Raw genomic sequence first — 15,673 nt, forward strand, 5'->3', positions numbered from 1 at the left:
GCCAAGCAACAGGCTCCGTCCCTAGAGAACGAACCGCGCGCGCTCTGATCGAAGCATCTCATAGGGGGTCATGTAACGCAGCCCAACCCCGATGCAGGCGTTCGGGATCTTGATGCGCCTAGTGGAGATGGCTGGCACTTCGTGAGTAACCACCACGTGACCATCTGCAAGTGCGTGTGCGATTAGGTAGAAATCAGCCACTTGGAGAAAGGTACTGATAGCCGCCGGTTCATATCGCTGACTCGTCGCCCAGGCGCTCACCTTGGCGAACTGCGCGGCCACGCGCGTATCCGTAGGGCGGACGAGCGCTGCACCATGAAGTTTCATCCAATTGGTCAGTTCGTCGCCTCCGGCGGCAATCTCCTCTGCTACTTTATCGATACTGAACACACGCCCTGCTGCTCCGTTCACGACCAGCCACGCCCAAAAAGCGGGGCAGAAATCCAACCCGTAGTGCAGATTCTTGGCTTGGATGAATACATTAGCATCCAACAGGTAAGTCACAGCATTACCCCCATCTCCCGTGCCGCTTGATAAAACGTAGCCGTCTTGCGCACGCCCAACATACGGAAGGCATCCTGGAATAGCGTGTGCCCCTCCAATGTGCTGATCAGCACTGCGCGTGCGAAGCGCTTTCCAGTGCGTACCCCGAGCGTGCGATAGAAGTCGCCGCCACCCTTCACGCCCTGGTCAAGTCTGCGCAGCCGGGCGAGCTCCTCGCGATATACGGCCCACAACGTGGCCTGGTCTATATGGCCCGCATCAAATAACCTTCGAATCGCTACAAGCGAACTAACCTTGAAGACACGAGCAAGCCGCTGTATCTCCTCCGCCAAAGGAGCATCGGCGTGAAACTCCTTCCGCAAATCCTCTAGCGGCGCCAGCAGTTCCGCCGCAACAGCACAACACCAACGCTCCACGTGCTGCTGCGGCACGCGTCCAGCCTCAACGTCGGACACGCCGCTCTCGCCGAGCCAGAGGTGAACGAGCTCATGGGCCAAGGTAAACATCTGCGCCGCCTTGCTGTCGGCCGCATTGATGAAAACCAGCGGCGCTAGGTCGTCAGCAAGAGCGAAACCGCGGAACTCTTCCATGTCGAGCCTGCGGTGGCTGTTGCTGCCGACGATGGAACTTGCCATCACCAGCACCCCAGCATCCTCAGCCTTGGCAGTAAGCTGCCGCAACGCGTCTGTCCAGGTAGGAAGCCGGATACGATCAGCCACCGTGAGCCCCAGCGTATGCCGCATGGACCTAGCAACCTGCAAAACATCGTCCTGCAGCCGGACACTGCCGACAAAAGCAAGCCTCCGTAGGCCGTGGATCCTAGCATAGTCACGAAACCAGTCTTGGCGCTGTTGACACAAGTAGAGCGTGTCTAGGAGATTAGGGCTGGGCCGCATGATGTGGTGACTGGCCAAGGTACGAAAATCCGACACCGGCAACGTTTCGTGCGGCGGCTCAGCTAGGAACAGGTAGCCGATCGGCACATGAGCCACACGGGCGAATTCCTCCAGTTGCCGCAGCGTAGGCGGAAGACTACCGTCTTCCCACTGTGCGATCTTAGGAAAGCGCTTCGCCAAGGTAAGAGCATCCATCCTGGCGCGCTCGCGTGCCCAAGCAAGCAAGGCAGGATTAACGGCTATACGAGTTTTCATATGGCTTCCCCTCCGAACTTCTTGGCATCCCTTGCCCGACACCCGCCAGAGACAAGCTTTGGTAGCAGCATGTCGCGCAAAGCAGCAAGAATGTGTGGATCACGGATACACGTTACTATTATACAGTCAGTCAAACTATCTGAGCCACCCAGTCACTCGCCAAACTCCAATTCCTTCAACCTCATGGCTACTTTATCGTCCAGCCTCACAAATACAACGTATTCCTCGCGGACATCCACAGCCAACGCTTTTCCTTCCCTCAGGGCAGCAAGATGCTCGGCCCGCAGGACTATTGCCTCGTGATGCCAGCGTTTTCCAAATGGTTTTTCAGTCTCTTCGACGTCGCCGACCTCTTCGACGACGGCGATACGCGAGTCGGTATGCCGCCCGACTTCCTCTCGTTTTCTCATGGTCTGCCTCCTTCAGGTTAATCTAAATTACCTCGTCCGGTATCGCGGCTTCGGCCTGCTATTCGCATAGAGTGACCACCAGCCGCTTCGTTTCACACCACACTTGCGCCTTGTCACTTTGCCAAAGCTTATGCCCCCTAGGCTTCAAAGCAAAAGGGACGTATTGCTTCGCTCAACCCATTAGCCTTAAAGATGCGATTGTCGTACTCGTGCTCCCACATAAATATCTCTGTCTCCTTCACGCCGTCTCCAGTGATAGGGTAGCCAAAATAATCCCCACATCCGTTACCCGCCACAAATAGCAAACAGTCAAGCGGCATCCAAGCGGTTACGCTGCGCAGCATTAGATTAACATCAACGATCTGCTGACAGGATAACAAGAAGTAATTGTCGCCATCAACTTGCCTCCGCAACTCTACTAAATCGGACGGGAAACAGATGCCTAGTGCTCTCTCGGCTGCTAGGATGTCGCTACTGTCCGCTGGCGGGTTTAGCTTTACATTCGGATTACCAGCCGCGGCCTTTAGCACAAATTGTCTCCACATCATTTTCACCTTACCCTTACAGCTAGAAGTTGTGTTTTCGGCCACGATATGTAAAGCCCTGTGTCGCACAGAAAGAATAGCAACGCAAACAAAGGACCCAGCGCTTTTGTGTCACAATGCCCGACATGCCGATAACTCTTTGCAGCTTGGCGTCTGCATTTCTCTTGGGCGGGCGACCGAATTCTATGGCTGCCTCCGGGCACAATTTACATAGCATATTGTGCTTTCGCCACTTTACCAGCAAGTTCGACGCCTCAAGTATTTTACCTGCCATGCCCAAATAGTTACGATTAAACCAAAGGCATTCCTGCCCCACAAACACACGGGCTTATGTGCTAGAAGAAGCACATAAGCCCGTGTGTTTGCTTTATTTTACTAAAGATGATTCGCCGCTATGGTGGCCTTGTAGCCTGCGGTATGCACAAAGACTTCTTGCCGCAATGGATTTCTCTTAGTCTTAGCTACCGCATAGAGCGTGTACGCCAAGAGCCCGGCGTTAACCGCAAGGGAGGAAGCACTGAGACCCATGAGCACTTGCGGACTATATGTCGGCAATATTTGAAAAAAGGTAGCCGCCTGAAAATCAACCGAGAGCGAGAACATGGCATAGAAAGCTAGTATCTGCGCACGATGCTGCAGCCAAGCCCCACGCTTAAAGGCATACTCAGCGATGATAGCCGCCAGCAATATGCCAAAGCCGGCATACATCGACCGCGTAGATATACAATTGTACACATAGGTAAAGTTCCACAGAGTGTAACCAATTATATACATCCATGTCATATCCGGCCATATCATATCGCGAGTGCGGTCATTGGAGACGCGAATGCCCACAAAACCTGTCAAGGTGATAATGGTCAAAATCCCCGCAATACCATTCAGTAAGTTCCACACCCCGCCCTGAACTAATACCCCGCCGGCATCAACAGTCAACGCCCTGTAGGTAGCATAAACCTCGAACTCACGGTATATCGCTTCGGCAATATTTAGTGCCAGTATTGCAGCTGGAAAGTAAGCCGCGAACTTGCTGCTGCCAAGCTTGGTATGCCGAATCAGCAAAAAGCCGTAGACACCGGCTAATGCGGATACAACCTTGACCCAGGCAAACCATGTCTTTCCGGTTGGGGATCCAAGCACGCCGAAGAACACACCTGCAGCCAAAACTACCGGCAAGATCCCATATATGACGACTGACATCAGCTTCGATCTGCGCGAAATTTCATTTACCAGTAGTACTGCGCCAATGAACAGCACTAGTGCAAAGAAGCTTTCGAAAGTTAGGCCCTTGTACAATATATTCATGACACACCTCCTAAATTAGCAAGCAACTACTTCTTTGATTATGAACTCCTGCCCTGACTGTAGTGTGAAGCGCCCGGCACCACAAGATGGGCAAATCTTGCGCCGTTCCACCACATTGTACTCTACTTGGCACTGACCACAGACACCGAGCGCGGGAACAACCACAATCTCAAGCTCAGTCCCTTCGTACGCCGTGCCAGCAACGGCGGCAGGGTAACATTCCTCAATAAAACGAGGGATGGCCTGTGACAACTGACCTATCTCCAGCACGATTTTTCCGACCTGACTCAGGCCGTTTTCGACCACAAAGCGATCTACGACCCTAAGCACTTCAAAGACAATCCCTAATTCATGCATAGATACCCCCACATGCACTATGCATTTGCCTAGCGGCGCCCACTAGGGGCAAAGACCTTGCGCAGCGCAATCTTGGCCTTGCGGAGTACAGCGTTCTTGAGTACGGTGCGGGGCAACTTCTCAATTTTGTAACCCTTGACATCATGCACTCTCTCGAGTTTAATGGCGTCAAACTTACACTTGATATGGCAGGCTCCACATCCGACACACAAGTAGTGGTCAACTTTACTGGCACCGCAATCGAGGCAGCGCGAGGTCTCTTTCTTGATCTGTTCTTCAGTCAGTAGCCCTCTGGTGTCCTTGAATGTCACCTTTGCTAACTGGTGATCGACCTCACGTGCCCTCTGCCTCTCTGTGCCATCATAGTCAGAGATCGCCGCCACATTACCTTTGTCTAGTCTTGTGTAGTCAGACATATCGCGTCCGAAGACGAGCGATTGCCCCTGGTGCACAAATCTGTGGATGGAAACAGCTGCCTCTTTACCCGCTGCGATGGCGTCAATGGCATAGCTTGGGCCACTCACCACGTCGCCACCGGCAAATATATCAGGTCGGGTGGACTGCAAAGTAACGGGGTGCACCGCAATAGCCTGCGACTCGGTCGTAGCTACGGACTCGCCTTGTAGCAGAGTGGCATAGTTGTATGCTTGCCCAATACAGACCACTACCTGGTTGCATTCCACCATAAGGGTCTTAGCTTCATCATACTTTGGCTTAAAGCGCCCCGCCTCATCGTGGGTCGCCGTACACTGCTTAAACAGCATGCCTACGACGGCATCATCCCGAACTATGATACGGGCTGGTGCCCATGAATTATGTATCCCCACGCCTTCATGAGCTGCTGCCTCTACCTCTTCTTTGTGTGCTGGCATTGTGCTCCTTGTTTCAAGACAGTAAAGCTCTGTCTCAGTAACCCCCTGCAGCCTCACAGCGCTTCTTGCAGCATCTAGTGCCACATTGCCGCCACCTATTACCACAACTTTGCCCTTGACACCCACTTGTTCGCCGCTGTTTATGCGCCGCAAGAACTCGATACCGCTGAGAACGCCCTCCGCCTCGTCGCCTGGCAGGCCCAATCTACGCCCGGGGCCAGCGCCGACAGCTAGGAAGAAAGCGTGAAAGCCCTGTTTACGCAAGTCTTGCAGGGTGGTGTGGCATCCTACCTCTACGCCAGTAACAAATTTAACCCCTAGCTCGCGTATGATATCTATCTCTGCCTCTAATACTTCTTTCTCCAGCCTATAAGCAGGAATACCCAGCATCAACATACCACCTAGTTTGTCTTCTTTTTCGAACACGGTGACATCATAACCATCTACGGCTAGGTCGTAAGCACAGGCTAAGCCGGCAGGCCCAGAGCCAATGATGGCGATCTTTTTGTCGCTATAATTGTGTCGGATACGTGGTTTGTAACGTGTGTTCTTGATTAAATCTTGTTCGGCAATAAACTTCTTGATGTCATCTACCGCCACAGCCTCATCTATGTCCGCCCTCGTACAGTCTTCCTCACAGATGCGAGGACAAACGCGCCCACAGACGGCAGGCAGGGGATTGTGCTTTTTAATAAGCTCCAAGGCCTCAGTATACTTGCCCTGTGAGGCTAGCTTAAGGTATCCTTGAACTGGGATGTGCGCCGGACACTTGGTAATGCAAGGCGCGGTTCCTGAATCAAGGGTATTCTTCCTGCTGATGCGGTAATCGCTATTCCACTTGTCCTCTAGCCATTCTGTGTTGTGGGGAGTTTCTTTAGCAATTCTGGCATCAATGGGTTTTACGCTACAGAGTTTCTGCCCCAGCCGGACCGCATTAGTGGGGCAGCTTTCGACGCACTCGCCGCAAGCCACGCACTTCCCTTCATCAACAACGGCACGGTAGTTGGAGCGGACTATATCATTGTTAAGGTATTCATTGGCTAGGCGCAGGGCAAAACAGCCGCAGCCACAGCAATTGCATATGGCATGAGTATGTCCAGGCTCATCGAGATTGGGTACAGAGTGCATGAGTCCATTCTCTTCTGCCCGGCGTATTATGGCTAGGGCTTCATCACGAGTTATCGCTCTACCGCGCCCTGTTCGTATATAGTACTCAGCGGCATGCCCAAGTTGGATGCACATTTCTTCTTTGAGATGACCGCAGCCCTCTCCCATGGCCTCCCGCGAGGTGCGGCAGCTACAATCTGAGACTGAGAAAATGCTTGCGTCGTTTAAATGCTTGGATAACTCTTCATAACTGGCCTTGCGGGATTGACCATCGATGGCGCGCTCAATAGGCAGCACCCGCATGGGTCCGCCACCGATAGGCATGATGCCGACTGCCATAGGCCCCCTCTTGCTGCCAAAGTAGTAAAAGGCCTCGGCCACCTGTGGGTACTTCGCCACTACTTCCTTGTTGTTTACGATCATTTCCATATGTCCGGGTACGAAGATATCTTGCCAGTACACATCTTGGCCATTAATGGTGTTAACAAAAGCGACGCCGGCCCAAGCAATATATTCTAGCGCTGCTTTTACCTTAGCTAGCGGTTCCCCGGAGGACTGCGCCACCGCCTCGGCACTAAGTGGTTTACGAAACTGCAACTGCATGGCCACCTTGACTTGGTAGCTATCAAGGATGGGGTCGAGCGCATAGTACTCAGGACCATATGGTATAGCATCACGCCCGCTGCCAGGCTTGGTGCGCCCAATTTTATTCGCCAAGTCCACGATCTCTTGCCGGTAGGGCCGGCCGTCAACATCTGCCCAGGTTAATGCAAAATTAAAGCGCTGCGACTTATTGAAGTTAGTCTTCTGGCTTTTATTGGTCATCGCTTAACCCCTTCCTATCTCTGATCTTATCCAGTCCAGCCAAACATTCATTCCTTGCCCAGTCCTCGCCGATATCGGCATGATCTTAATCTTAGGGTTCAGTTTTAGCACAGCTTGTTCTAAAAGTAACAAGTTGAAATCAAAAAACGGCGCGACATCTACCTTGCTTATCAGCAGCACATCTACTTTTGTAAAAATGGCTGGATACTTTAAAGGTTTGTCATCGCCTTCTGGAATACTGAGAATCGCGACATTGCGCATCGCCCCCGTGTCATACCCTGCCGGACAGATGAGATTGCCGATATTTTCAATGAAGATTAGGTCTAGGTCTTCGCATCCAAGCTCATCTAGCCCCGTTTTAACCATTGTCGCGTCCACATGGCAGAGCCCGCCCGTGTGCATCTGCACGGCCTTACCCCCCGCAGCTTCTACAGCCCGCGCATCTACATCAGAATCGACATCGGCCTCAATGACACCAATGCGCATCTTCGTGCGCAGCGCCTGTATAGTGCTTACAATAGCCTCTGTCTTGCCGCTCCCTGGCGATGACATGATGTTGATCATAAAGACATTTTTTGCTCGCAGTCTGGCCCGCGTTGCTTCTGCCACTAGCTTATTGTCCTCATACAAACCTTTCTTCACCGTAAAAACTTTTGGCCCTTCGATACTATTCACCACCTTGTTTTGGCCTGATTATAACAAGGCCCTAGTGGCCATTCAATCTACCCCAGAGCGGTCGCAAACAGAACAAATTACTTTGGCGTACTGTTTACAGCCCCCATCTCACCGACTCCCCGCACAACTTATGCTGTGCTGCCCCAAAAAATAGGCTGCGCTGTGTTAACACTTCGCAAAAGTAAAATTTCTTTTCTTTTCGCTAATTCAACGCGGGAGTCACGTGAGAATGTCGCAGACTGAGGTGGTAGCTACGTGTCTAAGTTCAGCAGCGAAATAAAATTGACGATCATTCAAGAGGCCTTGCGGCATGGCATCTCGGTCACTTGCCGCCGACACAGCATCTCGCGCACCTTGTTTTACCGTTGGCTAAGAAGGTACCAGGAACATGGCCTGCAGGGCCTCGATTCTGTGCGAGCGGCCTGCCCACCCCACAACAAGACCGCCCGAGCCACTGTGGACAATCTACTCGCCCTGCTCAAGAAGAACCCCCGCCTAGGGCCGCGTGAGCTCAAGTATCGCCTAGAGAGTATCGGCTGCCACCTTAGTGAGTCCGCGGTCTACAATATCTTGAAACGACATGAGCTGACACGTAGAAAGGCACGCCTCAGGTACTCGCGTGGCATTCACCCACCAAGAAGCGCAGAGCCACCCCCTCTAGAAGAAATCCAAGTTGGCGAGTGCTGGCTTATGTGGGCGACACCTTTCGGTCGCCATGACGGCATAGGAGAGGTGTACGAGTACACCGTTCTTGACTACAAAAGCCGCGTCGCCTGCTCGCGCGTGCACAGTACTTTCTTGGGCGGACATAGCGAAAATTTGCTCAGCGCGGTGGCACTTCCTATTGCACAATGCTTAGATTTCGAGCTCAAGCACTTCGTTTTCATGGACACCTGTGGGATGAAGGATAGTGACAGCAGGGACTTAATGTCACATGTGCAGGATATTTTACACAGCTCCGGCCTGAATGTCGCCCTGTATCGGCATGTCAAGCATAAGCCCCTACCAGAACTAGATGCAGTACGCGAGGCCTACACCAGAAATCTATCTGCGACACTCATACCACACTTGCTCGCGGTGCGCTCATTGCCAGAAGTGCGTTTAGCAGTGCAGCAGTTTCTACGCCGCTACAATTTTAGAGACCAGCTTGAATATGAGCACGCCACTTGCTCTCCCCTTGAATATGTGACTAAGACCACGGGCATCGCGCCCATACTGCCGCTCTGGGCTTACATCGACCGAGTCTACTAGGAGGTGGACATATGCGGATAGCTGTCATCGGCGGAGGCTTTAGCGGCCTGCTTGCCGCCTACTTACTCGAGCAAAAGGGTATCAAAACCACTGTCTTTGAGCGCGAAGATAACCTTGGCGGCCACTGCCAAACCCTGGTCAGCAAGAACTTTCGGGTGGAACTTGGCACCGCCTTTTTTCTTAACGACCACATTAAGGAGCTGCTCGCAGAGCTCGATGTCAGCTACACTGCTCGCCACAGTTACCGAGACTTTGTCGACAAGAGCTACGCCCGCGTCCCCTTGCTGCCGGAGCACGAAATCGCTCTCCTCATGTCCGAGCTAGCGCGACTTGAAGTCTTGTTGACCAAGTACGGTGGCTTTGATGGCGAGACTACCTACGGCTATGTACACGAGGACCTAAATGTGCCCTTGAGTGAGTTCTTATCCGGCCACGATTTTAAAGCCGTGCACCGCGTTATAGCTCCGCACCTCTCGGCCTATGGCTTTGGCAGCATCGACGAAGTACAAGCTTACTACGCGCTTAATGCCTTCGACCTTAGGACCATCAACCAATTTATGCGCGGCGAAAAGCTCCTTTTCATCAATGAGGGAACTGCAGATATCATTGCGAAATTGAGCTGCCACATTACCGACATCCGCTACACCGAGGTCAGTGGCATCGCGCCGCAGGGCGGCAGAGTACAGGTTAGCACTGCCTACGGCATAGACACCTTCGACAAGGTGCTCATATCTACGGTGGTGTCCCCTACTGCCATCCAAGATGAACCGGCTCGCGCGTTCATGCAAAGGCTAAGCACCAATGACTACGTGTCTTGTGCCTTTGAGATCGCCAACAAGAATCGAGTGACCACCTACTACCTCGACAATCTGGGCCAGCAAAATGCACTGCAATTTTTTCACGCCTACAAACAAAAAGAGCGCACCATTGCCGTGGCCTATGCATACGGCCTCCTAGACCAACACTTTATCACCGCTATCCACCACGAACTGCAGGCCTCGGGCATAGTCGTAAAGCATCTCATCGCGGCCAGGCAGTGGCGCATCTTCCCCCACCTAAAAAAGGAGGCCCTGCACGGAGCTACCTACACAGATATTACCCAACAAAAAGAGAGCCGACCTATCTACTTCATCGGCTCCCTAATCACCAAACCCTCAATCTCCCACCTCTACTTGTCGGTAAAGGGCTTCGTCGAGCAGACATTCTAGCGCCGCGTTACCCCTACTCGCCAAAGTAGGGAACCCGCCCATCTTCAGGAGTCACTGACCACAGTGCGACAAGCTCTCCATACTTGGCGAGTGCTGCATGGCCTATATCAGTCAGCGCATATATCCCTCGCCCCATGCGCTTAAACCACCCATAGACGTTGCGATACAGAGTCGCCCAAGTCTTAGGATTCATGGTGAATTTACGTAGCTGCGCTGCCGTCAAGGGCCCATGCATCGATAACAGATGAGCCAAGCGCAAGGCGTGCTCACGGTAGGCCGTCATAATCTCTTGCCCTGAAGTGCCTGCCGTGTTTAGATCGAGACTACGTTGAGACGCTTCTATGCCCATCGCCTTTCGGGCCTTGGAATTACGCCGTCCCGTGAACGGCTGCGGAGACAGTGCCAGCTCTACTTGCGGAGGACTGCAAAAAGGATCGACTAACAATAACCCCAGCTCCAGTCTACGCAAGAGCTGCAGCACTCCCCTCCAGCGACCAGACTTCGTGCCGCGTTGCGGCCTAAACACAGCAACATACACCGCGTCCGCTACTTGCTGACGCCTGGTGGCTTGAACTAAGGCGTGGAGCCCCAGGGTAAGCTTAAGCTCTACGGCTACTAGTTCTTCTCCGCGCATGGCCACAAGGTCGCAGTTCTTTACCTCCGTACGCACGGAATAGCCTAGCTTGTGCCAGTATTCCACAATCGGTATGGAAAGGTCGCTTTCCTTCAGTTTGCTACGCATCATATCTCCCTTTCCATCTAAACCGCCTGCGGTTTGGCAAGCGAAAAGTATCGGTGGATTGACAGTATCTCTCGCCAAGCAGTAGGCTCCGTCCCTAGCGCAACAAGATGCTCGGCTCGCAGGACTAAGCAACAGACGGAGCCTGTTGCTTGCCTGTTGACACTTTCTGCTACTAGATAGTGTCTTTGTAGTAGTTTTCTACTGCTTCGCGCAACCCATTGGCCTTGAAGATGCGGTTGTCGTACTCGTGCTCCCACATAAATATCTCTGTCTCCTTAACGCCGTCTCCAGTGATAGGGTAGCCAAAATAATCCCCACATCCGTTACCAGCCACAAATAACAAGCAGTCAAGCGGCATCCAGGCGGTTACGCTGCGCAGCCTTAGATTAACATCAACGATCTGCCGACATGATAACAAGAAGTAATTGTCGCCATCAACTTGCCTAAGCATCTCTACTAAATCGGACGGAAAACGAATGCCTAGTGCTCTCTCGGCTGCTAGGATGTCGCTATTGTCCGCTGGCGGGTTTAGCTTTACGTTCGGATTACCAGCCGCGGCCTTTAGCACACATTGTCTCCACATGATTATCACCTTGCCTTTACAGCTAAAACTAGTAACGCTTACACCCGCCGATTAAGACAGCAGGGTCAAACTCCGCGTCGTGACTAAGCAGCCGCCAGTCCGCAGTTCATCTGTCAGCTCATTGGCCACCCACCACGTGTTGCCAGTTCCAGAGAAGTAGAAGATAGCTACCCTATCTACTGTCTTTTCGTCATCGGACACGAAATCCACCCTATGCGTACGCTCCATCTACTTCTCCTCCTCGATTGCCGGTCTGTATATGGCCAAAGAGGCCTTGGCCATCTCAAGTAGAGCTTGATACGGGTCGCCTAGCAAACCAAAATGCTTGGCGAATGTTGGCTCAGTCATGTGCAGGTATGCGTTCTGTCGTTCGACGGGGAGTGCTTGCCCAAAAATCTCCACCGGAAATTCGCCAAAGTTGAATCTTCAGATGGTTGTCGGCAACCCTTGCACCTGCTCCACTTGCTACATCACGCCACAGCAAATTGACTGTTGTAAAGCTCCGCGTAGAATCCGCCCTTGTCCATAAGCTCATCGTGCTTACCGCTCTCGACAATGTCTCCGTCATTTAGGACCAAGATCAAGTCGGCATTTCTTATCGTTGACAGGCGGTGAGCGATAACAAATGAAGTCCGCCCTTGCATCAACATATCCATAGCCTGCTGAATATGCAGCTCAGTTCGTGTATCAATAGAGCTTGTAGCTTCATCCAAAATCAACATGGGGGCATCGTCAATCATGGCCCTGGCGATAGCAATCTGTTGCCGTTGCCCCATGGAGAGGTTTACTTTATCACTGAGAGCGGTATCGTAGCCATTTGGCAAGGTGCGAATGAAGTGATGCAGCCCGACAGCTTTGCACGCCCTCTCCACTGCCTCATCCGACACATTTTGTTTGTTGTAGATGACATTCTCCTTTATAGTTCCATCGAAGAGCCAGGTATCCTGCAACACCATACAAAAAAGGGAACGAACATGCTCTCTGGTCATCCGACTAGTGGGTACGCCATCGATCAAAATTTCACCCTCATTGACTTCATTAAAGCGCATGAGCAGATTGACAAGTGTTGTTTTACCCGCACCCGTTGGGCCGACAATGGCCACCTTCTGCCCGCGTACCGCCTTGGCCGAAAAGTCCTTGATGATGACCTTGCCGGTGTGCTCGTAGCTGAAGTTTACCTTCCTAAACTCCACCGTGCCAGCAGCCGCCACAACGGCATCTCTTGTTTCGCCTTGATCTGCCATTTCTTCTGCGCCAAGGAATTCAAAAATCCGCTCACTTGCCGCTGCTGCGACCTGCAAACCCTGTGCTAGCTGCGCAATTTGAGTTAGAGGTTGGGTGAAGAAACGGATGTAGAGCAAAAAGGCAACTATATCCCCTAAGGATGTATGGCCACCTAGGGCTAAGGCTGCACCCACTACGATGACCGCAACATAGCCTATATTTTCTACAAAACTCATGATCGGCATCATCAGCCCCGAAAGAAACTGAGCCTTAAAGGCACTTCGCTCTAAATGGGCATTCTGTTCCGCAAAGACTTGAGACATCTGCTTCTCGGCATTGTATGCCTTGACGATGGTATGGGCTGTGAATGTTTCTTCGATATGGCCGTTTATTATGCCAAGGTACTTTTGCTGGCCGTCAAAGTGCTTTTGCGACACTTTCATGATGGCCATCATGATGCCAAACCCGAAGGCGACCGAAGCAACTGCCGCCACCGTCATTATCCAATTCATCAGTAGCATCATGACAAGAGCACCCACGAGCATGGTCAATGACGCGATAAGAGTCGTCAGGCTTTGATTTAAGTTGTTCCCTAGCGCGTCTACATCGTTGGTGATGCGCGACAAGGTGTCGCCTGTTGTGTTCTTGCTAAAAAACCACATGGGCAGCCGGTTAATTTTTTGGGCAAGATCTTGGCGCATCCGTTGCGACAATTTTTGCGTTACCGTGGCCATGATCTGCCCTTGCAAGGCCCACAAAACGGCGCTAGCAAAGTAAATTACGACCAAACTGAACCCTATTGATGTTACCCGACCAATATCAACTGAAGTCATCAGTCCCGCTGTTATCAAGTCAGTGAGCGCCGCTAGCCTATCTGGGCCAACTAACGAAAGTATCGTTCCGGTAATGGCCGCCATGACAGCTAGTGAGATTTGGGGCAGAAATTTGCGTGTATAGGCGAGCAATAATCTCACTGTTTTCTTGGTGTCTTTCGCCTTCGCAAAACTGCCTGCTCCATCAAACATCGTGAAATCAGGCATGCCAAGCGAATCAGAGGACGTACTGTCTGTCTCGCGCTCTGTGAAACCTTCGTTAGTCACCTGCCAATTCCTCCCTTGAAAGCTGAGAATATGCAATCTCCTGGTACACGGGGCAATTTTGCAAGAGTTCGTGGTGCGTACCGATGCCGGCAATCCTGCCTTCTTCTAAAACAATTATTTTATCTGCCTCTTTGACGGTCCCTATGCGCTGACCAACAATGAAGATGGTTGTTCCCACCGCAGCTTTCTTTAGTTCGCTACGTAGCATCCTATCTGTTTTATAATCTAACGCCGAAAAGCTGTCGTCAAAAATCAGTATCTCCGGCTTTTTCGCTATGGCCCGCGCAATCGAAATGCGTTGTTTTTGTCCACCAGAGAAAGTACTACCTCCTGGAGCAACATCGCTGTCATACCCACTCGCCATGCTCTCCACAAATTCCGTTGCTTGTGCAGCGGCCACTGCCGAGACAATATCCTCTCGCTTAATTTCACCGTTACCGTTCGCACCAAAGGCGACGTTAGAGGAGATGGTCCCGCTTAGAAGAATTGCCTTTTGGCCTACATAACCTATCTTGTCACGCAGTGACGCCTGCATATAATCCTTGACATTTACGTCCGCTACTAGGATCGCCCCTGCGGTGACATCAAAAAACCTAGGAATAAGATTAACAATCGTGCTTTTTCCACAACCCGTGGCGCCAATAAAGGCCACGGTTTCTCCTTTGTGGGCTTTGAAGCTGATATCTTTAAGAACATAATCCTCCGCATCCGGATATTTAAAGCTCACATCCCTGAATTCGACCTCGCCGATTTTCGCGCCGTGCGCCCCAATCAACTTCCCATCTAAAATTGTTGGCTCAGTTTCCAGAACCTCATTGATGCGCTTGGCTGCTACACTAGCGCGAGGAAGCATCATAAAAATCATCACTAGCAACATAAACGCTACTAGTAGCTGAATGGAATAGAATGAAAATGCCATCATGTCGGAAAACAGAGCGAGTCTTTGCGCCCCCACCGTTGCGGCAATTAAGACGGCACCAATCCAAAACGCGGATAAAGTCAAGCCGTTCATGAGCAGCTCAATGCATGGCCATAGGTAGGCCATTAAACGGTTAGTGTGCAAATTTGTTCGTGCGAGGGCCCTGTTTGACCTGGCAAATTTGGCCTCTTGAAAGGCCTCGGCATTATAGGCCCGTACAACGCGAATACCCGTCAACTGCTCCCGCGAAACTCGGTTAAGGTCATCTGTTTGCTCCTGCAATAGTCTAAATTTAGGAATAGCAAGGCCAATGAACAGTGTCGATATTATGACTAAGGCGGCGACGGCAAGGCCAGTTGCGGCTGACCATTGCCAACTCATGTCCATAATTTTAATTGTTGCCCATACGGCCAAGATGGGAGACCGGGCAAGAATCTGTAACCCGACCATCATCAGTCCCTGCACCTGCGCAACATCATTGGTTGACCTAGTTATCAAGCTAGAAACCGTAAAATCATTGACTTCTTTCGTAGAGAAAGACTGCACCCGATTGTATATGTTCGCTCGCAGCCGTGCCGCCAGACTAGAGGAGATACGTGCTGCCAATCCGGCCACAACTACGGCCATAACAACACTCCCTAGCGTTATCAGCAACATCGCCCTGCCAGCACTGATAATTTCGCTCATTGCCGTGCCAGGCGTCTGCACTAGCCGCGTAATCTGCCCCATGCGCTCAGGTAGTGATAAATCCAACCAGACCTGCAAGATAATGAGCACGAGACTTGTAATGACAAGTCCCCACTCTTTGTTGCTAAGGTATTTAAGAATTTTTAGCAAAGGTGCTCCCCCATTCATTCCGTCAATCGAACCCCAACCCTGAGCCGCTTGACATGAACTC

16 protein-coding genes are annotated in these 15,673 nt (G+C 51.8%); 2 read left to right on the forward strand and 14 right to left on the reverse strand.

Annotated features, from left to right (window positions below; genetic code table 11):
- Positions 1 to 21: 21 nt before the first annotated feature.
- The 8 genes from KGZ92_10685 to hypB all read right to left on the reverse strand — a co-directional run bounded on the left by KGZ92_10685 (position 22) and on the right by hypB (position 7,739).
- Positions 22 to 504 carry a DUF4411 family protein gene (locus KGZ92_10685; protein MBS3889733.1) on the reverse strand — a complete coding sequence of 161 codons (483 nt, stop codon included), beginning with the start codon at positions 502 to 504 and terminating at the stop codon, positions 22 to 24.
- Positions 501 to 1,655 (reverse strand): ImmA/IrrE family metallo-endopeptidase, encoded by a 1,155-nt coding sequence (locus KGZ92_10690; GenBank protein MBS3889734.1) that lies wholly within the window; start codon positions 1,653 to 1,655, stop codon positions 501 to 503. The genes KGZ92_10685 and KGZ92_10690 overlap by 4 nt, the downstream gene beginning before the upstream one ends.
- Positions 1,656 to 1,807: 152 nt before the next feature.
- The gene (locus KGZ92_10695; protein ID MBS3889735.1) at positions 1,808 to 2,065 is read right to left on the reverse strand and encodes a hypothetical protein; all 258 of its coding nucleotides are present in this window, start codon (positions 2,063 to 2,065) and stop codon (positions 1,808 to 1,810) included.
- Between the two features lie 137 nt (positions 2,066 to 2,202).
- Positions 2,203 to 2,613, reverse strand: coding sequence for an SMI1/KNR4 family protein (locus tag KGZ92_10700; protein ID MBS3889736.1), 411 nt, complete (start codon positions 2,611 to 2,613; stop codon positions 2,203 to 2,205).
- A 372-nt stretch (positions 2,614 to 2,985) separates the two neighbouring features.
- A complete protein-coding gene (locus KGZ92_10705) occupies positions 2,986 to 3,912 on the reverse strand; it encodes a hypothetical protein (GenBank protein ID MBS3889737.1) in 927 nt (308 codons plus the stop codon).
- A gap of 15 nt (positions 3,913 to 3,927) precedes the next feature.
- Complete coding sequence (locus tag KGZ92_10710; GenBank protein ID MBS3889738.1) at positions 3,928 to 4,269, reverse strand: hydrogenase maturation nickel metallochaperone HypA; 342 nt, start codon at positions 4,267 to 4,269, stop codon at positions 3,928 to 3,930.
- A 29-nt stretch (positions 4,270 to 4,298) separates the two neighbouring features.
- Complete coding sequence (locus tag KGZ92_10715) at positions 4,299 to 7,073, reverse strand: FAD-dependent oxidoreductase (GenBank protein ID MBS3889739.1); 2,775 nt, start codon at positions 7,071 to 7,073, stop codon at positions 4,299 to 4,301.
- A 3-nt stretch (positions 7,074 to 7,076) separates the two neighbouring features.
- Positions 7,077 to 7,739: a hydrogenase nickel incorporation protein HypB gene (gene hypB, locus KGZ92_10720; GenBank protein ID MBS3889740.1), complete on the reverse strand. Its 663-nt coding sequence runs from the start codon at positions 7,737 to 7,739 to the stop codon at positions 7,077 to 7,079.
- Positions 7,740 to 8,003: 264 nt separating this feature from the next.
- On the opposite strand from hypB, the gene KGZ92_10725 reads away from it, so the two are divergent.
- Both KGZ92_10725 and KGZ92_10730 read left to right on the forward strand, forming a co-directional pair.
- Entirely contained in the window at positions 8,004 to 8,999 is a 996-nt protein-coding gene (locus KGZ92_10725) for a helix-turn-helix domain containing protein (GenBank protein MBS3889741.1), read from the forward strand.
- 11 nt (positions 9,000 to 9,010) lie between these two features.
- Positions 9,011 to 10,207 carry an FAD-dependent oxidoreductase gene (locus tag KGZ92_10730; protein MBS3889742.1) on the forward strand — a complete coding sequence of 399 codons (1,197 nt, stop codon included), beginning with the start codon at positions 9,011 to 9,013 and terminating at the stop codon, positions 10,205 to 10,207.
- A 13-nt stretch (positions 10,208 to 10,220) separates the two neighbouring features.
- Here KGZ92_10730 and KGZ92_10735 read toward each other — a convergent pair whose 3' ends face one another.
- From KGZ92_10735 to KGZ92_10760, 6 genes are all read right to left on the reverse strand, one after another.
- Positions 10,221 to 10,952, reverse strand: a complete 732-nt coding sequence (locus KGZ92_10735; GenBank protein MBS3889743.1) for a hypothetical protein — start codon at positions 10,950 to 10,952, stop codon at positions 10,221 to 10,223.
- Between the two features lie 169 nt (positions 10,953 to 11,121).
- Positions 11,122 to 11,532 (reverse strand): SMI1/KNR4 family protein, encoded by a 411-nt coding sequence (locus KGZ92_10740; protein MBS3889744.1) that lies wholly within the window; start codon positions 11,530 to 11,532, stop codon positions 11,122 to 11,124.
- Between the two features lie 51 nt (positions 11,533 to 11,583).
- Positions 11,584 to 11,760 carry a hypothetical protein gene (locus KGZ92_10745; protein MBS3889745.1) on the reverse strand — a complete coding sequence of 59 codons (177 nt, stop codon included), beginning with the start codon at positions 11,758 to 11,760 and terminating at the stop codon, positions 11,584 to 11,586.
- Entirely contained in the window at positions 11,761 to 11,934 is a 174-nt protein-coding gene (locus KGZ92_10750; GenBank protein ID MBS3889746.1) for a hypothetical protein, read from the reverse strand. It lies immediately after the preceding gene.
- A gap of 68 nt (positions 11,935 to 12,002) precedes the next feature.
- The gene (locus KGZ92_10755) at positions 12,003 to 13,796 is read right to left on the reverse strand and encodes an ABC transporter ATP-binding protein (protein ID MBS3889747.1); all 1,794 of its coding nucleotides are present in this window, start codon (positions 13,794 to 13,796) and stop codon (positions 12,003 to 12,005) included.
- A 52-nt stretch (positions 13,797 to 13,848) separates the two neighbouring features.
- Positions 13,849 to 15,612, reverse strand: coding sequence for an ABC transporter ATP-binding protein (locus KGZ92_10760; protein ID MBS3889748.1), 1,764 nt, complete (start codon positions 15,610 to 15,612; stop codon positions 13,849 to 13,851).
- Positions 15,613 to 15,673 lie beyond the last annotated feature (61 nt).

Source organism: Bacillota bacterium, assembly GCA_018333655.1.
Lineage (GTDB): Bacteria > Bacillota > UBA994 > UBA994 > UBA994 > BS524.